Raw genomic sequence first — 21000 nt, forward strand, 5'->3', positions numbered from 1 at the left:
TTATCGACTGTTTAACCATGCCAAATTGTATCTCAAGTGAAACAGGATGCCGCACCGCAGCATTTGAATTTTTCGTGAAATAGTCGACATTGCAAAAAAAAGACTAACGTAATAATAACGACTCAAAATCAGAGACCACAAATAGTCCCATGGCATCCGTCCATAAAAAATTCGACCCGGAGCTGATCGTTCGGATCATGCACAACTCGTTGTCGATCCAGAGCCATTTTCAGCTCCTGCTGTGGCTTCAGGGCGATTTCCAGGAAGCAATCCAGCATGATGTTCTCATTTGTTTCAGCGGCGCCATCGGCGGTGAAACCTATCACTACGATATCGTGTCCGGCATACCGGGAATACGTGGCGCAAAACCCTTGCACGACGCCATTCGCGAATTCAGGAACGGAATTCACCTCCATTGGGTCGCAGGTTGCGGTCGTGTTACATCGGCATCAATGTCGAGCGTAAGTAGCAGTAATATTGATGTAACAATCCTTCACTCCGAATTACATGAAATGAAACATATTTTATTCCATGCAATTCCGGACACGCGCTTCAAGGCTGATCATCTCTACATCCTGCTCCGACGGGACGGCAGTTTTAACGAGCAGGAAAGAAGGCTTTTCGAGTTGCTTCTTCCCCATGTCGACGCGGCGGTCAGAAAAACCGATGGCTTGCCGATCCATGAGCCGGACCAGGTTACCGCGCCAACGCTGATCAATTCACTGATCAAATCGGGGCTGAGTACGCGCGAAATCGAAATTCTCGAGTGGGTACGCAATGGCAAGACCAATATCGAAATCGGCATGATCCTGGAAATCAGCTCGTTTACGGTCAAAAACCACCTGCAGCGCATCTTCAAGAAGATCAATGTCAGCAATCGGGCCCAGGCCGTCGGCAAGCTCGAAGATATCGCCAATAACGGGCGCCCCGAAACCAGCTACCAGTTCGGATAGAGAAAAACGGGCAATCAGCTGCGGCGGAGATGACGCCAGCAGGCGGCCAGCGCAACGCCGCACAAGCCAGCCACCCAGTCATCCAGACCCGGCTGGCGCCCCGGCAGAAAAATCTGGTGAAACTCATCACCTGCCGACAGCACCAAGGGAATGCTCAGGAGAAGCCAGAACGGCAACGCCAGTGCGCTATCCAGAACAAGAAAAAGACCACCGAACACCACGGCATGCGCCAACTTGTCAAACGGCGAAGGGATAATCCCGACAGCGAATGGCTGGGCGCCCAGGACAAACAGCGCAGACACGCCAAGCAGCCCGACGACCAGCCAGAAACGGCTGCGCACCCGGGACTGAATCGTCGTCATGCACTCTGCGTCCATATCACTCCTCAAAAACACCCCTGTACCAGCCAGGTAACTGAATGCCGATCCACCGCTTCGAGCGGCGAGTAGTCCGGACACAATGCCAGTCTTCAAAACAGCGAGTCAATATTAAAAAAGCCGCTCTCTGGCGGCTTTCTTGAAACGCAGGACTAAAGGATCTGCCCCCCGCCTGCTCCATGCCTCAAAACTGCGTTTCGCAACCTGCAGCGCAGCAAATCACCCCCGGGAATCACCCCAACGCAATTTGCATCGGTCGTCGCCGACATAGGTCGTGTCGCCAGCCCGATCCACGCAATAGCGCGGCGAAACAATCATCTCGGAGAACTCCATCCCCTCGCCGATGCGCGTGTACTCGAACAACACGCTGCGAATCACCTTGGCCCCCTGACGAAGGTGGCTGCCATGGCCGATCCAGGCGGGGCCGATGACCGAACAGCCGGGCTCGATCCGGACGCTTGAGCCGATATAAACCGGCCCGACGATCTTCGAACTGTCCCAATTGATCGAGACATTCGGGCCAACCCAGACGCCCGGCATGATCTCCTTGCCCGGCATGTCCATCTCGGCCACCTCGCCGCGCAGCACGCGCTGCAGCACCGACCAGTAGTCCGTGACGCGACCGATGTCGATCCAGTTGAAGAAACGACTCTGGGCATAGAACGGGAAGCCCTTTTCCGCCATGAGCGGGAACAACTGGCTACCAATGTCGAACTCGACCCCCGACGGCACCAGATCCAGCACCTGCGGCTCGAAAATATAAATGCCGGTACTCGCCAGATTGGACCTGGCCTCAGCCGGCTTTGGCTTTTCCTGGAAGGATTCGATCCTGCCGTCATCGTCAGCCACCACGATGCCGTAGTTCTGCGCCTGGTCATTCGGCACCTCCAGCGTCACCACGCTGGCCAAGGCACCCTTGCTCTGGTGCTCTAACAAGGCTGCCCCGATGTCGAGATCGACAATGGCGTCGCCGCAGATCACCAGCGTCGTTTCGTCAAAAAAGCCGCTGAAATCCTGAATCGCCTTCATGCCACCGGCCGAGCCCTTTGGCCTGGGGAGAATATCGCCATGATCGGAAACGCCTTCATAGGAATAGCCGATATTGGCGCCCCAGCGCCGGCCGTCGCCGAAATACTCTTCGATCTTTTTGTGGTGATACGCCACGTTGACCATGATGTCGGTGATGCCATAACGCACCAGATGCTCGATCAGGTACGCCATCACCGGCTTGCCGAGAATCGGCACCATTGGCTTGGGCCAGTCTTTGGTCAGTGGTCGAACCCGAGTTCCCTGGCCGGCCGCCAGAATCATTCCCTTTGCCACGTCATTACTCCCTGTGGACGAAAAAAAGCCGCCCGAAGGCGGCATTCTGCTACCAGAACGTTACGGTTAGATGTTCTTGCGGCGAACCATGGCACCGACGATGCCCAGACCGGCCAGGAACATGGCGTAGCTTTGCGGTTCCGGCACGACAGTCAGCACGCGGATATTGTCGCCGGGGCTGGCGCCGCGCCAGCTCAGGGTCAGCGTATTGCCAGAAACGCTGAGCGCATCGTTCGATTCAAGACCGGACTTGGCCTTCCAGTCATACGTCACAGCCGGATTGCTGAACAGGAAGTCGGTGCCGACCAACGCAACAGTCGTCGAAGCAACGTAGGCAATGTTGCCGGAGAAGGTAACGGAACCAGCCATCGAACCATTCGACAGCGGATCGAACATCAGCAAGTAGCTGTTGTAGCCAAGGTTGCTACCTTCGAACATCCAGAACAACGTGTTGTTGGCATTGATGTCGTTGCTGCCAACCGTGGTGCCGGTGTACTCGGCAAACGTTGCACCAGAGGTGGTCAGAGAAGCGGAGGGGGCAGACGCTGCGGTGGCCGAAACTGCGGCCACTGCGAGTGCCATGCCGGTAAGGAATTTCTTCATGGGGCGATGCTTTCCAATTGACATTTATTCGATACGAATAGTGAATTGGGATAGCCCTCGGGACAATAGTCCATTCGGGCTAAAAGCATGAAGGCCCGTCCTCAACTCCGCCCGTAAGTATCCTCAAAGCGCACGATATCGTCCTCACCGAGGTAGCTGCCCGACTGTACTTCGATCATTTCGAGCGGGACGATGCCGGGGTTTTCCAGGCGGTGGGTGACGCCGAGCGGGATGTAGGTTGACTGGTTTTCGGTGACCAGGAAGGTCTCTTCGCCCTTGGTCACGCGGGCCGTACCGCTGACGACGATCCAGTGTTCGGCGCGGTGGTGGTGCATTTGCAGCGACAGGGTGCCGCCCGGCTTGACGCCGATGCGCTTGACCTGGAAGCGTTCGCCGGCATCGACGCCGTCGTACCAGCCCCACGGGCGATAGACCTTGCGGTGCCATTGGGCGATGCTGCGTTTGTCGGCTTTGAGCCGGTCGACGATCTTTTTGACGTCTTGCGTGGCGTCGTGATGGACAACAAGCACGGCGTCGTCGGTTTCGACAACAACGAGGTTGCTGACGCCGATGCAGGCAACGAGCCGGCTTTCCGAGACAACCAGCGTATCGCGGCAGTTTTCGAGCATGACATCGCCGCGCGTGGCGTTGCCCTCGCCGCATTTGGGCAGGACTTTCCACAGTGCATCCCAGGCGCCGACGTCGGACCAGCCGGCGGTGAGCGGGATGACGGCGGCTTTGGGCAGGCCGGCACCGCCGGTGGTCAGGCGTTCCATGACGGCGTAGTCGATGGAGTCGGAAGGGCAAGCTTTGAAGGCTTCAACGTCGACACGAACGAAGTCGCCATCGGTCTTGCCGCCGGCCAGGGACTTTTGGCAGGCGGCGAGAATGTCGGGGCGACAGACGCCGAGGGCGGCGATCCAGACGGAGGCCTTCATGACGAAGATGCCGCTGTTCCAGAGGTAGTCACCGGAATCGAGGTAGCTTTCGGCGGTCGGGCGGTCGGGCTTTTCAACGAAGCGGGCCAGGGCAAAGGCGCCGGAGCCATCGGCCAGGGCCTGACCGCGCTGGATGTAGCCGTAGCCGGTTTCCGGGCAATCAGGGGTGATGCCGAAGGTGACGGTGACGCCGGTTTCGGCCAGGGTGACGGCGCGGCTGACGGCGTCACGGAAGGCGGCGCCGTCGGCGATGTCGTGGTCGGCCGGCATGACGACGAGGACCGGATCTTCGCCATCACGGACGGCCCACAGGGCAGCCAGGGCAAGGGCCGGGGCGGTGTTGCGGCCAAAGGGTTCGAGCAGGACCGAGCCTTGCAGGCCAAGGGTACGGATTTGCTCGGCGACGACGAAGCGATGCTCCTCGTTGCAGACGAGCAGCGGCCCCGCCATGTCGGCCAGACCGTCGAGACGAGCTACCGTCGCCTGCAACATCGACTGTTCGCCAACCAGCGGCAACAGCTGCTTCGGGTACTTCTCGCGCGACAGCGGCCATAGACGCGTGCCGGAACCACCGGAGAGAACGACGGGGAGAATCTGGGTCATGAACATCGATACCTATAAATAACGTTGATTGCTACGGTGAACCGGAAATTTAGCCCAAAAACAAAATCCGGATCAGAACTTCTTGGTTCTCAGGCCACGTGGCCAGGGAAGGGCAACAAATCTCGCCTACTCCCCAACCGCATCCTTGAACCGTTGCCCAGCCGCATCCTTGGCCGACAGCAGCGGTTCGCCTTCAAGCTGCCAGTCAATTGCCAGATCCGGGTCATTCCACGCGATGCAGCGCTCATGGGCCGGGGCGTAGTAATCCGTCGTCTTGTAGAGAAACTCAGCCGTTTCGGAGAGCACGACAAAGCCGTGCGCCAGACCGGGCGGGATCCACAGCTGGCGTTTGTTGTCCGCCGACAGCAATTCACCAACCCACTGACCGTAGGTTTTCGAGCCTTTGCGGATGTCGACCGCAACATCGAAGACCTCGCCCTGCACCACGCGGACCAGCTTGCCTTGCGGATGTTGCACTTGATAGTGCAGGCCGCGCAGCACGTTGCGGGCAGATTTGGAGTGGTTGTCCTGGACGAAGGTCACATCCAGCCCGGTGGCTTCCTGAAAGACCTTCTGGTTGTAGCTCTCGTAGAAAAAACCGCGGTCGTCGCCAAAAACCTTGGGATAGAGCGCGATCACATCCGGAATGGCGGTGGGTATCGCGCGCATCAGAACACCCTTTCCTTGAGCACGCTCATCAGGTACTGGCCGTAAAGGTTCTTGATCATCGGCTGGGCCAGCTTCTCAAGTTGGCCGGCATCGATCCAACTCTTACGGTAGGCGATTTCTTCCGGACAGGCCACTTTGAGGCCCTGACGCTTTTCGATGGTGGCGATGAACTGGCTGGCGTCGAGCAGGCTTTCATGCGTGCCGGTGTCGAGCCAGGCATGGCCGCGGCCCATGACCTGAACGTTCAACTGCTGGCGCTCAAGATAGACGCGATTGACGTCGGTGATCTCCAGCTCGCCACGCGGTGACGGCTTGAGATCACGCGAGATGTCGAGGACCTGGTTGTCGTAGAAATAGAGGCCGGTCACCGCGTAATTCGACTTCGGCACCTTCGGCTTTTCTTCCAGGCTGATCGCCTGCCCGGCGGCGTCGAACTCGACCACGCCGTAACGTTCCGGGTCATGCACGTGGTAAGCGAAGACCGTCGCGCCGCTGGTCTGGGCACCGGCTGCGCCCAGATCGTTGGCAAACTCGTGGCCGTAGAAAATGTTGTCGCCGAGGACCAGCGCGCTGTCGCCATTGCCGACAAAGTCGCGACCGATGATGAAGGCCTGGGCCAGGCCGTCCGGGCTGGGCTGAATGGCATATTGCAGGTTGAGGCCCCACTGGCTGCCGTCGCCCAGCAACTGCTGAAAGCGCGGCGTATCCTGCGGCGTCGAGATGATCAGGATGTCGCGAATCCCCGCCAGCATCAGCGTCGTCAACGGATAGTAGATCATCGGCTTGTCGTGGATCGGCAGCAGCTGCTTGGAAACGGCCAGGGTGACCGGGTAGAGACGGGTGCCGGAACCGCCGGCCAGGATGATGCCTTTACGCATGATGTGTCCTCAAATCAAAGAATCTGTTGCAGCACGTGGTCCAGCCCGTTCCGCCAATCAGGCAGTTCCAGCCCGAAGGTCTGACGCAGGCGGCTCGTGTCGAGTCGGGAATTGCTCGGCCGGGGGGCCGGTAGCGGGTAATCGGCGGTGGTGATCGGCAGGATATCGTCGGCCGTCAGCTTGAGCGGCTTGCCGGCTGCCTGTGCAGCGCGCACCACCGTCTGGGCGTATTCGTGCCACGTCGTGCAACCACCGGCAACCAGGTGATAGAGACCAAACGGGAAGCCCACCCTGCCCTCGCGCTGGTAGCGCCCGAGCACCTGCGCCGTCACGTCGGCCAGCAGCGCAGCCGAGGTCGGCGCGCCGAACTGGTCGGCGACGATCTTCAAGCCATCGCGCTCGGCGGCCAGACGCAACATGGTCTTGGCAAAATTGGCACCGTGCGCGCCAAACACCCAGCTTGTGCGAAAGATCAGGCAATCCGCCCCGCTCGCCAGCAAAGCCTGCTCGCCGGCCAGCTTGGTCTGGCCATAAACGCTTTGCGGGTTGGGCGCATCGCTTTCCAGATAAGCGCCGGGCTTGCTGCCGTCGAAGACATAGTCCGTCGAGTAATGAATGACCAGCGCTCCAAGGCGTGCCGCCTCCTCACCGAAGACACCGGGCGCCGTGCCGTTGATGGCTTGGGCCAGCGCCGGCTCGGCTTCTGCCTTGTCCACGGCCGTGTAGGCCGCCGGATTGATGATCACCTGTGGCTTGACCTCGGCCACCAGTCGGCGGATGGCGTCCGCATTGGCGAGGTCGCATTCCTGATGATCAACGGCAACCACCTCGCCGAGCGGCGCCAGGGCGCGCTGCAATTCAAAGCCAACCTGGCCGTTGCTGCCTGTCAGAAGAATTTTCATGATCAGGCGCTGTACTGCTTGCCAACCCAGTTCTGGTAAGCGCCGCTGGTCACATTGGCCACCCAGGCCTGGTTATCGAGATACCACTGCACCGTCTTCTTGATGCCGGTCTCGAAGGTTTCAGCCGGCTTCCAGCCCAGTTCGCGTTCGATCTTGGTCGCATCAATCGCATAGCGACGATCATGGCCGGGGCGGTCGGTGACGTAGGTAATCTGCTCCTTGTACGGCTTGCCGTCAGCCCGCGGGCTGAGTTCGTCGAGGATGGCGCACAGCGTATGGACGACATCCAGATTCGGCTTTTCATTCCAGCCGCCGACGTTGTAGGTCTCGCCGACCTTGCCGGCTTCAAGCACGCGGCGGATGGCGCTGCAGTGATCCTTGACGTAGAGCCAGTCACGAATCTGCTGGCCGTCGCCGTAGATGGGTAGCGGCTTGCCGGCCAACGCATTGTGAATGACGAGCGGGATGAGCTTTTCCGGGAAGTGGTAGGGACCGTAGTTGTTGGAACAGTTGGTGGTCAGCACCGGCAGGCCGTAGGTGTGGTGGTAGGCGCGCACCAGATGGTCGCTCGCTGCCTTGCTCGCCGAGTACGGGCTGTTCGGCTCGTACTGGTGGGTTTCGGTAAAGGCCGGCTCGTCCTTGGCCAGCGAACCGTAAACTTCGTCGGTCGACACATGGAGAAAACGGAATTCATTTTTGGCCGTTTTTTCCAGTTGACCGTGGAAAGCCCGCACCGCCTCCAGCAGACGGAAGGTGCCAACGATATTGGTCTGGATGAAGTCTTCCGGGCCATGAATGCTGCGGTCGACGTGCGATTCGGCAGCAAAATTGACCACCGCCCGCGGCTGGTGCTCGGCCAGCAGTTTGGCGACAAGATCAAAGTCGCCGATGCTGCCCTTGACGAAAATATGCCGCGCATCGCCATCGAGCGAAGCGAGGTTTTCAAGGTTGCCAGCGTAGGTCAGGTCATCGAGGTTGATGACCGGCTCATCGGACTGGGCCAGCCAGTCCAATACGAAATTACTGCCGATAAAACCTGCTGCACCGGTAACTAAAATCATGACTGCTCCATCAAAAATATAAATTCATACGGCATTTTACCGCGACCTTGGTTTCAGCCTCGGGCTTCTAAGGTAAACACCCACTTTCCCTGAACCCCGTTTATTGCCATTTGCAGACTAGCCAGCAAGCATCTCCAGCACAGTTTGCTTTGCCACCCCATGCATTCGCCCGGCCGATTCTTGCAAACTTGCTTTCGGAGAACCGTAAGGCAAGGCAAGCAGGGCCGTGAGTGCCAAATCAAGATCATCCGTTCGCCCTGTTACAACCAATGCTTCAACCACCTCGGAAGCCTGGGCAATATCCTTTTGGACCTTCGTCTGAAAAGACGCTGACCGCTCCTGCGCGACCACCAGCTTGTGCAGCGCAAAGCGAGCCGGGTCGGGCAAAGTGACCGGGATCGCGTAAGAACCAACCAGCAGACCTTGCGACAGTTGACCGCCAATCAGGTAATCCATGAATTTCAGTGGCTCGGCGGCAATCGCAAGGTCAGGAAAGTAATGCGGCGTATCGTCGTCCAATGTCTTTTTAGTCGTCAAAAAATCGATCTTCACCTTCGTCTTCCGGCTCATCATGGAAGTCGACGGGTGTTTGAGATTGAGCCTGGGAACCTCAAAAAACGAAGCATCGAGCTCTTTCATGACCTCAGGAACGCAGATGGTCTCCCCTGAATCCGGGATTGCCAGGCTAATTCCGGTCAGCCGCGCAGAATCCATGTCAGTTGTCTTGAGGCCGCTGCCCCAACGAACCCCCAGCGAATTGCCGATACCGGCAAAAGCGTGCGAGCCAACCACCACCACGCCCTTCGAAAACAGACCACAACGAGCCAGCCATTCCAGCACCTTGAAATGCGCCGGTTCCACAGACATCCCGCCACTACCCACAAAGGCACGAGTCGTTGCCCGCAGCCCGGCAATGGCATCCTCAGCCGTTTTTTTACGCTCAAGCAAACTGCTGATCAGTGCCGTCGTCGCGTCACTCTCAACACCAATCGACTTTCGCTTGAAGCGACCATCGGGCAACTTGATCTGCCAATAGACGTAGCGCTTCCCTCTTGCCGTATTGATGTAAGGGCTGCCAACGACCCCATTCTCAAAGATCAAAACGCCATACGCCATCGCCTCTTCGAACAATTGCGAATAGAGAGTCTGAGTAACAGCGCTTTGCAATTCCATGATCAGCTCAGCAAGTTGTAGTACACAAAGACAAGTGTACTACAACGACACATTGAATGACGAATAAATCCCCTCTCGGGGCAATCACATTTGAAGGCAAAAGAGGCTGCCCCAAAGGGTGCGTAGCTGGCACTACGCCCACTCCCGTCAAGGCAAACCATTAACCGCAAAAAATGCGGAGAATAAACAAGCTATTCTCCGCGCAGAACATCATGAATACGCCACTTCAAAATCAGCCCAAATTTCCGGTTGACCGTGGCAAGCCCCTACAGGCCTCTTCTAACGAACGAAGTCATCCTCCGCGGTGGCTGCCAACTCTCAGATACGCAATAGCGAGCTCTTATCTCGCCTCCGACGCGTAACGATACCAACCACCGCCAGTCCGGAAAGCATCAAGGCATATTCCCCCGGCTCAGGCACTGCAGCGACAGCCTCACGAGTCATGCCATCGAGATAAAGAACACTGGTGAAATCCTGGCGATTCCGGTACAACCCGGTCTTCCAGTAGTGGTCGCTAACCGCCCCAGCATTGACACTAGAATCAAATTGCAGCGTCGGTGTATTTGTGAGATTCAAAACCTCCTGAAAAGAAGCTTGTCCCTCATCCCTACGCAAAATGTTTACGAAACCCGTGTCATCCGCAGCAAATTTGGCGGTAAGAATGAAGTCAATCCACTGACCGGAATTCAACGTACCCAAAGGGGAGCTAGTACCGATCGTGGTTGGCTTAGTGAGATCACCCGCAAGCATATTGAAGCGAATCTGATCGGTAGCGCTAAACGAAAGTGCAGGTGGCATGCCATCGGCCCCATGAAGTTGCAGGAATATGCCCCAAGCGCCATAGCCATGGTCAACAATGTTCTGCCAACCAGCATCGAACTTCACGCTAAATGAATAGCGTTGCGTACCACTCCCAAGATTCTCGAAAATCTGGGCTCCATTCGTGTCTTGCATTCCAGACACTTCGGCGCGATCCGTGTCGTAGCAGCAAGCCAGGGGATTGTCCCCGGGGCGAACCTCGACACGAGCATAGGTTCCTGCACGAACACCGTCATTGATCAGCGTAATTCGGTCGGGGGCGACAGACTGAAGAGAAAGCCAATTAGAGCTTCCGTTCCCGATCACCGTACCGGACTCCCAATCACCTTGAAATGTTGGAGCAGCGAAGACCTGATGGCTCGCTGCCACAAGAAACATCGATACGATTATTCCGTGATGTAGTTTTGCCACGACATTCTCCTTTGAGGATGGTGCTCAGTTTTCAAACGCCAAGTCATACGCTGCCAGGAGCTTTGGCACTTCGTACTTCCACTCCAGTTCGTTGATCACGCGATTACGGCCGAATTCGCCCATGCGCTGCCTACGATCAGGATCATCCAATAGTTCGATAATCCTTTCAGCCATATCCACCTCGTCATTGTTTTTTGCATACAACGAGGCGTCTTGCGCGGAGAAGCGTCCTTCGGCCAAATCGAACTGAACAATAGGCTTGCCAAGCGCCATGTATTCCATGATTTTGTTCATGGTCGACTTGTCGTTCATATCGTTGGCGACATCCGGGTTGACGCACACGTCGGACGTATTGAGCATGTCAAGTAACAGTTGATCCGGCACGCGCCCAGTAAAGGTGACGTATTCTGCGATGCCGAGTTCGTTGGCGTAGGCCTCCATCTCGGCCAGAGACGTGCCACCCCCAACCAGGCCAAAATGGACATCCGTGCGCCCCATCTTCTGCACGATGTGTGCCGCTGCCCTGAGCAGATAGTCAATACCTTCCTGTTTGCCCATCACGCCGACATAGCCAACCAAGTACTTTCGTCCGCACTTGAGAGACTCGACCGGCGGAACAATCTTCAAACGATCCAGTTTCGGTCCGCTACGCACGACAAAAACGCGCTTCGGGTCCATGCCGCCGCGCTCAATCGCAATGCATTTGTAGGACTCATTCGTTGCAATCGACACCGTTGCCGTTTTGAACGTAAGGCGCTCAAACAACACCATCAGCTTGTAGAAAAAATCCCGGTGCCCAAACTTCGCCTCGTAGAGTTCCGGGTTGATGTCGTGGTGATCGAAGATGAACTTCTTGCCCAAGAACAGTTTGAAGAAGCCCCCCACCAGAAAGATGAGGTCTGGCGGATTGCAGGCGTGAATAACATCAAAACCACGCTTGAAAAACACCTTCCAGGCAAGCGCAAATTCCCAAAACAAGGCCGCCGAATACTCCAGCGCGTAGCCTTTCGCCCCCTCGGCCTCGAGGGGCAGGTTATGTCGATAAATGTGTATCCCGTCGACGATCTCAAACTTCTTCTCATACCCCTTACCTGTAGGGCAGATGATCGATACTTCGTAACCGGCATCACGCAATGTCGTCGACTCCTGCCAAACCCGTCGATCAAACGGGGATGGCAGGTTTTCGACAATGACCAGAACGCGCCTTGGCTTACCAGCAGATGCCATCGTAACGCCCCGGTTCACTCTTGTTTGGCGAAATGCGCACGAGGTCGACAACGACCTGGCCCGGCTTGAGTAGTTCCAGAACATGGCGGAACTCCTGCGCGCCGTTGCCAATAACGATCACTTCAGCAAAGCTCAGCACCTCTTCCATGCTATCCACCATCAACTTCGAAATATGGGGAATATGGTTGAGGATGTAATCCCGGTTCGCACCGGTCAGCGCCGCCAGATTCACGTTGCGGTCAAACAGCTTCATTTCATAGCCTTTGCCGATCAGCGACTCGATAACATCAACCAGCGGTGACTCCCGCAGATCGTCCGTACCTGCCTTGAAAGCGAAGCCAAGAATCCCGACGCGCTTCTTGCCATAGGCCGTAACCATCTCAAGACCTTTTTGCACCTGACGCTGATTACTGGGTATCAGCGAGTTCAGCAGAGGCAGTTCCAGATCGAGGCTACGCCCCTTGTAGGCAAGTGCGCGCACGTCCTTGGGCAGACATGACCCGCCAAAAGCAAAGCCAGGTTTCATGTAGTAAGGCGAAAGATTGAGCTTGGTGTCCTTGCAGAAAATCTCCATCACCTTGTGGCCATCAACCCCCAGCGCCTTTGAAAGGTTGCCGATTTCGTTGGCAAAAGCCACCTTGACTGCGTGCCAGTTATTGTCGGTGTACTTGACCATTTCGGCTGTTTCTACGTCAGTGCGCACCATCGGTGCATCCATTTTTTCGTAGAGCTTGACAAGCACATCACCCGCCTGCACATCGGTTTCGCCGATCACCGTTTTTGGCGGGTTGTAGTAGTCATAAACGGCCGTTCCTTCACGCAGGAACTCCGGGTTATTACAAACGCCAAAATCCTTACCTGCTGTCTTGCCGGAATACTCTTCCAACGCGGGGATAACGACGCTACGCATTGAGCCAGGCAACATGGTCGAGCGCGCAACGACAACGTGGAAACCTGCCTTTTCCTTGATCGCGGCGCCGATTTCCTCACACACTCGGCGCACGTAGGAAAGATCGAGATTGCCGTTCAACTGCGAAGGCGTGCCCACGCAGATCAGCGAAATGTCGGAACCGAAAACGGCCTCATGCACATTCGTTGTGGCGCGCAGTCGGTTCTCCTGCACGCAACGCGCAACCATCTCGCCGATATCCTTCTCGATAATTGGTGTCAGCCCCTTGTTGATTAGCTCGACTTTTGTCTGGTTCGGATCGACACCGATCACCTCGTGACCGTCATTCGCCAAGCAACCTGCCGAAACGGCACCTACATAACCCATACCAAAAATGCTGATACGCATGATTTTCAAACTCCCTGAGTGCAATTCAATATGAAATCTCTGTGACAAATTCTGCGCTGTCAGCAATGGTGGTCCGCCGGCGCAGCGTCGTCGTTGGTGTCTTTGTATCGAAGTGGTGCGAAATCCAGCCTAGCGGCAACCCCTCATCTCCCCGGTGCAAAGTCGCTTCGCATGCCGTCCCGAAGAATGCCAAAAAAATATTTCTTCCATACTTCGTAGCCGAAATACGATCGCCGGAAAACTCGACGGAGCAATCGTCGCTGAAATGCCAGAACAACTCGATCTCGTGTTTCCCCGAGCATTTCAAGAAATCAACCACCCTCAACTGTCGCCGAACCTTGTCGAACTCAATCGAACGGCGATGCAAAACGCCATCTGGCAGGCGCAAATACCCGTCGTGCGACCCGACGAAGAAATCCCTTGTCGAGGTTGTTTCCCAAGCCTCGCAGCAAGCATTCGCCTTCTGCAACCACATGAAATTGCCGCCAATGACCGACTGATCCTCGCCATCGACGCGTACCGTGTTATGAGCCGAAGTGCCACGAAAATAGTCGCGCCACCGTTTTTGGGTGTGATATGCATACGTACCGGGATCAACCAGAAAAGCCACCCCCCCCACCGACAAGGTCATCGCCAGCGCATCGGCGTGACCATGTGCAGCGATTGACAGATAACCCAACGGCCCGGCGTCCACGACAGCCTTTACCTCGTCAGGCGAGTCAAAGTCAGCCCCCAGAACCCAATACCCGCCCTCCGGAAACGCCTTGCGCGGCAAAGTTTCCGACACCGCCGGCAACGACGCCCAAGCCGCAAGACCATCGTGGCCAAAAAGCCATCGATTCTTGTCATCCAGAGCACCAGCCTTCTGCTTGAAATCCGCGCGCGAAAACAAAATCGCGCAACTCGCCAGCAACGAGCGATACGGATTCCTGTCTTCGCCATAGCCAAATCGAACCATCTGTGCATCGTCAGAGTCGCCGATCATCGGGATATTTCCCGAACAATCCATCAGCGCGGCGACAAACTCACCCAGGCACTCAAGGCGATCCAGATATCCCGCTGAAAAAGAGACATCGTTAGCGCGGCCGACCAGATGACACAGCAACATCATGTCCATTACCTCGTGTTGGTAATAGACCGCCTGTTCCTTGTTTACCCCGTCGGCAAAATTTTGGCGCAGCGCCTCCTGTTCGAGTCCGGCCTTCGCTAGCGCAGCCCAGCGGGCGCTCTGAGGCCAGCACGGCCAGCTAAGGGAGGCAACAAAAAGGCCCATGTACTCGCCGAACAAATGATTGTTCGCTGACGAATGGCGTGAAAAATAACCGGTGATGAAATGACAGTGCTGATACACATTGGCCAGCCAGCGCTCCCGAAATGCTGCTCCATCTGCATCAGCAAAGAGAACCGATTTCTCGCCCCCTATCAAATGCCATGCAAAAGCCCAATTCACCAGCCGGACCGCCAACTCCAACGAACTCGTCCAATGCACGCCGAGCGGATACGGACACTGTTCAAACCACGAATCAAGCAATACTCGACAGGCCGCCAGGTACTTGTCATCGCCAGAAACGCGAAAGGCAAGTGCCAGCGTCACGAGTTCCAGATGGCGTGACGGCTCCCAGAGATACTTGATGTCGCCAACGATTTGCTCGCTGCGATAGTCGATTGACTTGCCCGGCATGAGCGGTGCCAGCGTTCCCGTCTTCGGATCGCGGTTCCATTCCGGCGGAAAACCCAAAGTAGCCTCATGCATGGCAAACACGCGCCAGCGCCCGTCGAGAATCCGATTCGCTTCAGCCAGCAGCGCAGCAGCATCATCGGCACCTGGTGACAAATGGATAAACGGTTTGCCAAATGCTTCCGACGACGCAGCAGGCGGCCGCGAAGCAGTACCAATGCCGTGCTTCGCGGCCAGCTTCTGGCCATGCTTGCTAACTCGCCAAGCAATCTCGGCCGGGCTCATCAGCTTGAGCCGATTGAATTTCCAGGCAAGCGAACTCATCGCGAACAGCCCCCCAGATCAACCCAGATGCGCTCGACCTGAGGAAGAAGGACATCGGCTGAAAAAGTCGACTCCACCTTTCTGCGCGCAGCAGCCCCCATTGATCGGGCGAGTTCGGGATCGCATATCAGTCGTCCAAGCCTGTCTGCCAAAGCTGACCTATCACCAGGCTCAATCAGGAAACCCTCCTTGCCATCGGTGACCGCTTCAGGAATGCCGCCAATCGTAGTGCTGACAATAGGAAGTCCAAACGACATCGCTTCCAGAATACTCATCGGTAGCCCCTCGTTGTACGAGGGCAAAACATACACAGTGGCATGCATCAGGAGCTGATGCTTACGCTCTCCGCCAACCCATCCGAGCAATTCAACGTCATCCATCAGATTCTGCCTTGAAGCGAGTTGCCTGATCTGCTCGATGTCGCCGTCACCGCCAAGTTGCAGCAAGCACCGGCCAAGTTTAGGACGTGCCATAGCAAATGCATCAAGCAGATCGTATGTCCCTTTCCGCTTGCCGAGGCGCCCGAGGAAGAGAAGGCTCTTCGGCGCATCCGCATTCAATTGGGCTGATTCTTCCGGCACGACCACCGGGTTATAGACGCAGAGGATCGCGCGATTATTGCTGATCCCTTCAACCCAGGCTTTCCAGCTCGATGAAAGAACAATGACTCGCGCAGCGTGATTGAAAACCGTACGCACGATCCATTTTCGTAGAGGTCCGCATTCCTTTTCATAGAATGTGGCGAATTCTGAACCATGCAGGTGTAGCACCACAGGAACCCTGACCAGCATGGCAGGGATGGCAAAGAGACTCTTCCGCCAGAAGCTCGCCCGCGAGGAGACATGAATGTGAACAAGCTGGATACGCGACACAAGCAGGAGCCCAAGAAACGCCCCCAAAGCTCGGCACATGATGGCCAGTTTTGCAGATGCCCCGCCATCGCAGTGCGTCGCGATGTAACGAATCGGCCAGCGATCGAACAAGCCGGCTGCGCGATAAACGTTCACAACGGAAGAAATACCACCCATCGTGTCGAAGCGCGTGCCCAGCATTACGATCAATTTGCGATTTTCGTTGTTCATATTTGTTGCTAGTGGATTTCGTTGTTAATTGGCGAGGACATCAATTTCGCCCTTGAGTCTTGATCCGTACCATTTGGCTTGAGCGGATCCCTCAAACCGAGAACGCGCAGCCGAAAGCAATCCGAGGACAAGCTATTTCTCCAACGCATCGTTGATTTCCGCATAAGTCGCGTCAGGCCCGCCAATTACGATTCCACGAGTCAAAATTCTCGCCTCATCTTTGCTCTTGAATCCGTACGGAGCATAGATACCCGTCTTTGCATAATTCCGGCCACCAACGACATCAGAAGTATCGTACGTGTTTGGAATACGCCGCTGGGTTACCAGCAAGCTGCCATCCAACCAAACATCCAGCTCACCAACGCCTGGCGTTGCCGACCAGATGGTGCGCACTATCAGGCGATACCAGCGCCCAGTAACCAGGGGCCCGCGCCATGGATAAAGCCGGACTGAATTCCCTGTTACCGGCGGTGTAGCCGAAGTCACCCGATTAATGTTGTGCTGGAGCATCAGAAACATCCGCCCCTCCTGGATCTGGAGACTCAATGGAGGGGCAAGGCGTAACAAATCATTGCCATGAAGCTGTGCCACCACTGTCGGAGACTCGTCCGATTTCCAATCCGCTGGAACAAAAAAAGCGAACCCGTACCAGCGCACCGCCTCCTGATTTCCAATCCCGTCCTTGCGCCCGAGAATTTCGGTGCGATGGCTGGTCGCCGCCTCAGGATCACTGGCGCGCAGCGTTAGCTCGAGAACCCTCTTTGTTGCATTTTCAGGATCGGCGACAAAGCGCAAATTTGCTGGATTACCAGTCTGGAGAAGATACTCAGCCCTCAATGTCTCTTCTCGAACGACACCCCCAATCGGGAGTATTTTCATATCGCCCGCCATCGCCTCAACATGACAGAGCGACAAGATCTGGAAAAACACAACGACCGCCATCGAGCGAAACGATTGAGCACGACGCCACCCAACCAAGCGCATTGACCCGGTATCGCTGAAAACAACTGTGGTCATTGGATCACCCTCGAAGATATGGGCGCCAACGGATCGCCGATCGGTGAAAAAAACCCGATCAACGCCGCAACCGTATAAAAATGCCACGCAATGATCGAATAAACCGCCTCGACGATATCCTTCTTTTTGAGAGCCATCAGCGCCAGAACACCAAGCCAGATAACCAAGCCGCACCCAAGCAAGCTCTCGCCGACAGGAACACCAAATCCACTCAAAACAACTGCAGCCAGAATCGATAACAGATACAGCGCAGGCGCAACGAAAACATGTCGAGCGACCCTGGCGGCACGCCACTGCCATGGCTTGCCAGACGAAGAACGCAAGAACATTCCGTAGGCATGCATACGGCGATTGCGCCAAAGCCGCCTAAGCATCTGCCAAGTTGTTTCCTTATGCCCCGTATGCGTTACGGACGCACATGGCAAGCGGACGAGCCGCCAGCCAGCCGAAACAAGCCGCGCGCCAAGCTCTGACTCCTCACAGGCGGGCAACCAGCGGTGCGCCAAATAGCCCACGGCTTCGATCGCACTCCGCCGATACAAGCCACCGCCGCCCAGGTCCTGGACATCCTGTTCGTGCTGAAGAGAATCGTACTGTGCGACCCGGCGCCTATCTGCTGCCGTATTGACCTGCTGGTCAACGAGGCGCCCGCCAACGCCAGCCACATCAGGAAATTGCTCCAAATAACGCAACGCATGCTCGATAAAACCAGGACATAGCGCCATGTCACCATCAAGCAAGTAGACAAAATCGCCCTCGGCGAACTGATAGCCGAGTTGCATGGCCGCTCCACAACCACGATCGGAAACGGATTCAAACTGAACAATGCGAATCGGATAACCCGACGCTATCTGTAGCGTGCGATCAGTTGACAGCGAATCAACGAGAATCACCTCTCCATTGAATCGCTCAGCCTCCGAAACCGCTGAACGAAGACAGGCATCAATCAGGCGTTCCTCGTTCAAAGCCTTCACAACAATCGAAAGTCTCGGCGCATGGTTTTTCATTGTTTCAGGAGCCATCACGAAGGGGTTGATGCCAAATCATCCCGGCAAGCACGGAATATCGACTTTGCTCGCACAAGCCGCACCTTCAACAACGCGAACACCAGTTCTTTCAACGAACGCAAATAACAAGCCCAAAGCCAATGAGGAACGAGTTTTCTGTAAAGTTTGAAACGCGAGCGATACATCGTGTAGATGGAAAATGCAGATTCATTGCCTTCTCCAGTTGAACTACCTGCCTTGTGATACAGCACAGCGGAAAGAGCCAAGGCATTGACAAAGACCCCCCGTGAACGCAAGGCCCAATCAATTTCCTCGTAATAAAGAAAATATCGCTCCTCCATCGCCCCGACACGCTCAATAAAACTGCGCGAAACAAGCATCGAAGCGCCACTGACCCAGTCGAGTTTCAATTCCGCTTCTCGAATACAGGCTGGAGTCAACTCAGCGCGCCGGAAATTGTGCGCATGCAAGCCCGCGCGAACGCGTCGCCAGCTAAACCATCCTCCGCCAAGAGCCTGAACAACTTCAGGCCGGGAATAAAAACAGTTAACTGAGCCGGTTACGCCAATAGAAGGATCCCGGCTTGCGGTACCAACCATCTCCGCCAGACAGTTCGTTTCGACCACCGTATCGTTATTGAGCAGCCAAACGAATGAGCAAGCCGGGTCTCCAAGCGCGAGGCGGATTCCCACATTGTTGCCCCCGGCAAAACCAAGATTTCCACCGGTATCAACCAGGAGCAATGGGGCCTCACTCTCGGGACGATCGATGTTTTTGGCATCGCTGACCAGATCGAACTGAACCGGCTTGCTCAATGGCGGCCAACTCAGATGAGAAAGAGCGTTCGGTGGCGACTCATATGGAACACAACCATTCGCCCAGCGCTGGATGTGCTCAAGAGATCCATCTGATGAAGCGTTATCGCAAACAATCACACGAAAATTCGGATAGTCCAACCGAAACACGCTTTCAAGGCATTCAATGGTGTCGCGCCAGCCATTCCAATTGACCAGCACAATCCAGACTCTGGGCGCATCTGCTCTCTGGCACGCGCCGTTCACAGCACACTCCCATGGTGGGAAAGCCGCTGCCCAAAAAGCTTGCCTTTTGTGACGCCAACCTCATGGGGTGTTTCACGCAACACAATAAGTGCCGCAATCAAAACGTAACCCAGCGTAAAACCCGAGGTGATCGAAAGCACGCTCTTGACACCCAACAACATCACGATAGATACCGCAATCAGGCCGGCCGAGCTGCCGACCGCATCTTCCCGCTGCGTATAACTCCGAAGCCCAAGCAATATCGAACCGCCAAACACCGTCACCAATGCCAAAAGTCCGGGAACACCAGCATCCAGGGCCGTACTGAGAAAATAGCTATCGATGTTGTACCTCACACCATCGAAAAACCCGAGCTTGATCGCCCCCAACCCATTGCCATATCCGACAAGCGGACTATCCAACAACAGAGGAATACCCTTCTGAAACATCAATACGCGGGTCATCGTACTGTTCGCCTCGCTCTGATTTCTTCCTGCGACGAGGGAGAGCACCTCGGCCCCAATAAAATAGGCAACTGCCACCAGCACGGGTAGCAGGAAAGCGATAATCAGCAATACCGACGACGAGTCACTTTTCCCGGATAAACGTTTGCGGGGAAGCATCAACAGCAGGCCGACCAACAGTACCGCAGCCAGCAACACAGCAATGCCCGAACGACTGCGCGACGCCACGATCATGGCTACTGCCAACGGCACGAAACCGGCCGCGATGCATCGCAGGAAAAACGCCTTGCTTCGCAAAAACACTGCGACCGCCAGTGGCACCATCATCGCCAGGAACTCGGCAAGCACCATCGGATGTTCGAAAGTGCCCTGGGCCCGGTAATGCCCACCACGGAATTTTTCAATCAACACACTTTGCAAGGTAGCTGCGTCGTCCTGGCTGGCAGATATGAACTTGTCAAAGAGCGTGTGCTTTACGACGGATTCATACGAGGCAAGAGTGGCCTGGAGCGCAGCAACCACAACGAGAACGGCAAGCAGTCTAAATACGTCCTTCTCATCTCGAAGCACGGCCAGAGCCATAAAAAAGATCACATAAAAAGTGATAATTTCACTCCCGAGTTGCCAGGTTTGGACTATCGGTTCGACACCGGCGAGAGAACTCACAATTCGCCAGAACATCAAAAAACAGACCGACCCAATAAGCACGGGGTGAGCAGCGCATCTTTTGAACAGACGCTCCACTGGTTGGCGACAAGAGATAACGCAAAAAAATGAAACCAGAAGAAAAGAAAGCCAGGCAAGTTTGGTTGGGTTTATCGCCGGAAGGCCTCCAAAACGATAAAAAACGTATTGCGGCCAAAGATTGATTAGCGCCAGCAAAATCAACAGCAATCCGTTAAGCAATGCATCGGGCGACTCTTTACGTTTGGGCATCGCCCAAAGCAGCAACAGGGCAGCAAACAGGATGGGGAATGCGCCCAAACGAGCTACCGTACCTGCCGGCATTACCGCAGCAAACGCACCAACGATGACGCAAAGGAAAAGCACACCAACCCACAGGAGGCCGACCTGCACGATGCGCCATACCCCGCTGGGTGGCACGAAGCGACCATGCAAATAATTGGAAAAATACCCCTGCGAACCCATTACCT

19 protein-coding genes are annotated in these 21000 nt (G+C 55.9%); 1 reads left to right on the plus strand and 18 read right to left on the minus strand.

The features are described 5' to 3' along the window. Positions 1-149 precede the first annotated feature (149 nt). Positions 150-953, plus strand: a complete 804-nt coding sequence (gene epsA / locus AC07TV_RS13830) for an XrtB/PEP-CTERM-associated transcriptional regulator EpsA (RefSeq protein WP_494648947.1) — start codon at positions 150-152, stop codon at positions 951-953. A 14-nt stretch (positions 954-967) separates the two neighbouring features. Here the strand turns inward: epsA and AC07TV_RS13835 are convergent, their stop codons facing one another. The 18 genes from AC07TV_RS13835 to AC07TV_RS13920 form a co-directional block, all read right to left on the minus strand. Continuing rightward, on the minus strand, positions 968-1315 hold the full coding sequence (locus AC07TV_RS13835; RefSeq protein WP_494648948.1) for a VanZ family protein: 348 nt from the start codon (positions 1313-1315) through the stop codon (positions 968-970). A 234-nt stretch (positions 1316-1549) separates the two neighbouring features. Then, entirely contained in the window at positions 1550-2653 is a 1104-nt protein-coding gene (locus tag AC07TV_RS13840) for a nucleotidyltransferase family protein (protein ID WP_494648949.1), read from the minus strand. 66 nt (positions 2654-2719) lie between these two features. Further along, positions 2720-3256, minus strand: coding sequence for a PEP-CTERM sorting domain-containing protein (locus AC07TV_RS13845; protein ID WP_494648950.1), 537 nt, complete (start codon positions 3254-3256; stop codon positions 2720-2722). A gap of 101 nt (positions 3257-3357) precedes the next feature. Then, positions 3358-4797, minus strand: coding sequence for a mannose-1-phosphate guanylyltransferase/mannose-6-phosphate isomerase (locus AC07TV_RS13850; protein ID WP_494648951.1), 1440 nt, complete (start codon positions 4795-4797; stop codon positions 3358-3360). A 126-nt stretch (positions 4798-4923) separates the two neighbouring features. Continuing rightward, entirely contained in the window at positions 4924-5466 is a 543-nt protein-coding gene (rfbC, locus tag AC07TV_RS13855; RefSeq protein ID WP_494648952.1) for a dTDP-4-dehydrorhamnose 3,5-epimerase, read from the minus strand. Further along, on the minus strand, positions 5466-6344 hold the full coding sequence (rfbA, locus tag AC07TV_RS13860) for a glucose-1-phosphate thymidylyltransferase RfbA (protein ID WP_494648953.1): 879 nt from the start codon (positions 6342-6344) through the stop codon (positions 5466-5468). The genes rfbC and rfbA overlap by 1 nt, the downstream gene beginning before the upstream one ends. A gap of 14 nt (positions 6345-6358) precedes the next feature. Then, positions 6359-7246, minus strand: a complete 888-nt coding sequence (gene rfbD, locus AC07TV_RS13865) for a dTDP-4-dehydrorhamnose reductase (RefSeq protein WP_494648954.1) — start codon at positions 7244-7246, stop codon at positions 6359-6361. Between the two features lie 2 nt (positions 7247-7248). After that, positions 7249-8307 (minus strand): dTDP-glucose 4,6-dehydratase, encoded by a 1059-nt coding sequence (gene rfbB / locus AC07TV_RS13870; protein ID WP_494648955.1) that lies wholly within the window; start codon positions 8305-8307, stop codon positions 7249-7251. A gap of 117 nt (positions 8308-8424) precedes the next feature. Further along, complete coding sequence (locus AC07TV_RS13875) at positions 8425-9480, minus strand: GSU2403 family nucleotidyltransferase fold protein (RefSeq protein ID WP_494648956.1); 1056 nt, start codon at positions 9478-9480, stop codon at positions 8425-8427. A 318-nt stretch (positions 9481-9798) separates the two neighbouring features. Continuing rightward, a complete protein-coding gene (locus AC07TV_RS13880; RefSeq protein WP_494648957.1) occupies positions 9799-10710 on the minus strand; it encodes a heparin lyase I family protein in 912 nt (303 codons plus the stop codon). A 24-nt stretch (positions 10711-10734) separates the two neighbouring features. After that, positions 10735-11937: a glycosyltransferase family 4 protein gene (locus tag AC07TV_RS13885; RefSeq protein ID WP_494648958.1), complete on the minus strand. Its 1203-nt coding sequence runs from the start codon at positions 11935-11937 to the stop codon at positions 10735-10737. After that, positions 11921-13234: a nucleotide sugar dehydrogenase gene (locus AC07TV_RS13890; RefSeq protein ID WP_494648959.1), complete on the minus strand. Its 1314-nt coding sequence runs from the start codon at positions 13232-13234 to the stop codon at positions 11921-11923. Before AC07TV_RS13890 ends, AC07TV_RS13885 begins: the two co-directional genes overlap by 17 nt. Positions 13235-13259: 25 nt before the next feature. After that, entirely contained in the window at positions 13260-15236 is a 1977-nt protein-coding gene (locus tag AC07TV_RS13895; RefSeq protein WP_494648960.1) for a heparinase II/III family protein, read from the minus strand. Continuing rightward, positions 15233-16318, minus strand: a complete 1086-nt coding sequence (locus AC07TV_RS13900) for a glycosyltransferase family 4 protein (protein WP_494648961.1) — start codon at positions 16316-16318, stop codon at positions 15233-15235. The genes AC07TV_RS13895 and AC07TV_RS13900 overlap by 4 nt, the downstream gene beginning before the upstream one ends. 132 nt (positions 16319-16450) lie before the next feature. After that, positions 16451-17335 carry a polysaccharide lyase family 20 protein gene (locus AC07TV_RS13905; RefSeq protein WP_494648962.1) on the minus strand — a complete coding sequence of 295 codons (885 nt, stop codon included), beginning with the start codon at positions 17333-17335 and terminating at the stop codon, positions 16451-16453. Then, a complete protein-coding gene (locus AC07TV_RS13910) occupies positions 17332-18357 on the minus strand; it encodes a glycosyltransferase family 2 protein (protein WP_494648983.1) in 1026 nt (341 codons plus the stop codon). The genes AC07TV_RS13905 and AC07TV_RS13910 overlap by 4 nt, the downstream gene beginning before the upstream one ends. Further along, on the minus strand, positions 18357-19403 hold the full coding sequence (locus AC07TV_RS13915) for a glycosyltransferase family 2 protein (protein WP_494648963.1): 1047 nt from the start codon (positions 19401-19403) through the stop codon (positions 18357-18359). Before AC07TV_RS13915 ends, AC07TV_RS13910 begins: the two co-directional genes overlap by 1 nt. Continuing rightward, the gene (locus tag AC07TV_RS13920) at positions 19400-20995 is read right to left on the minus strand and encodes an O-antigen ligase family protein (RefSeq protein WP_494648964.1); all 1596 of its coding nucleotides are present in this window, start codon (positions 20993-20995) and stop codon (positions 19400-19402) included. The genes AC07TV_RS13915 and AC07TV_RS13920 overlap by 4 nt, the downstream gene beginning before the upstream one ends. Positions 20996-21000: the final 5 nt, after the last annotated feature.

The sequence above is a fragment of the Azonexus sp. GW821-FHT04F04 genome (assembly GCF_059420025.1).

What these genes read in the sequence shown, in the direction of transcription:
- epsA (WP_494648947.1), top strand. Translation starts at nt 150, where the DNA reads ATGGCATCCGTCCATAAAAAATTCGACCCGGAGCTGATCGTTCGGATC.
- AC07TV_RS13835 (WP_494648948.1), bottom strand. Translation starts at nt 1,315, where the DNA reads ATGACGACGATTCAGTCCCGGGTGCGCAGCCGTTTCTGGCTGGTCGTC.
- AC07TV_RS13845 (WP_494648950.1), bottom strand. Translation starts at nt 3,256, where the DNA reads ATGAAGAAATTCCTTACCGGCATGGCACTCGCAGTGGCCGCAGTTTCG.
- AC07TV_RS13850 (WP_494648951.1), bottom strand. Translation starts at nt 4,797, where the DNA reads ATGACCCAGATTCTCCCCGTCGTTCTCTCCGGTGGTTCCGGCACGCGT.
- rfbC (WP_494648952.1), bottom strand. Translation starts at nt 5,466, where the DNA reads ATGCGCGCGATACCCACCGCCATTCCGGATGTGATCGCGCTCTATCCC.
- rfbA (WP_494648953.1), bottom strand. Translation starts at nt 6,344, where the DNA reads ATGCGTAAAGGCATCATCCTGGCCGGCGGTTCCGGCACCCGTCTCTAC.
- rfbD (WP_494648954.1), bottom strand. Translation starts at nt 7,246, where the DNA reads ATGAAAATTCTTCTGACAGGCAGCAACGGCCAGGTTGGCTTTGAATTG.
- rfbB (WP_494648955.1), bottom strand. Translation starts at nt 8,307, where the DNA reads ATGATTTTAGTTACCGGTGCAGCAGGTTTTATCGGCAGTAATTTCGTA.
- AC07TV_RS13875 (WP_494648956.1), bottom strand. Translation starts at nt 9,480, where the DNA reads ATGGAATTGCAAAGCGCTGTTACTCAGACTCTCTATTCGCAATTGTTC.
- AC07TV_RS13885 (WP_494648958.1), bottom strand. Translation starts at nt 11,937, where the DNA reads ATGGCATCTGCTGGTAAGCCAAGGCGCGTTCTGGTCATTGTCGAAAAC.
- AC07TV_RS13890 (WP_494648959.1), bottom strand. Translation starts at nt 13,234, where the DNA reads ATGCGTATCAGCATTTTTGGTATGGGTTATGTAGGTGCCGTTTCGGCA.
- AC07TV_RS13895 (WP_494648960.1), bottom strand. Translation starts at nt 15,236, where the DNA reads ATGAGTTCGCTTGCCTGGAAATTCAATCGGCTCAAGCTGATGAGCCCG.
- AC07TV_RS13900 (WP_494648961.1), bottom strand. Translation starts at nt 16,318, where the DNA reads ATGAACAACGAAAATCGCAAATTGATCGTAATGCTGGGCACGCGCTTC.
- AC07TV_RS13905 (WP_494648962.1), bottom strand. Translation starts at nt 17,335, where the DNA reads ATGACCACAGTTGTTTTCAGCGATACCGGGTCAATGCGCTTGGTTGGG.
- AC07TV_RS13910 (WP_494648983.1), bottom strand. Translation starts at nt 18,357, where the DNA reads ATGGCTCCTGAAACAATGAAAAACCATGCGCCGAGACTTTCGATTGTT.
- AC07TV_RS13920 (WP_494648964.1), bottom strand. Translation starts at nt 20,995, where the DNA reads ATGGGTTCGCAGGGGTATTTTTCCAATTATTTGCATGGTCGCTTCGTG.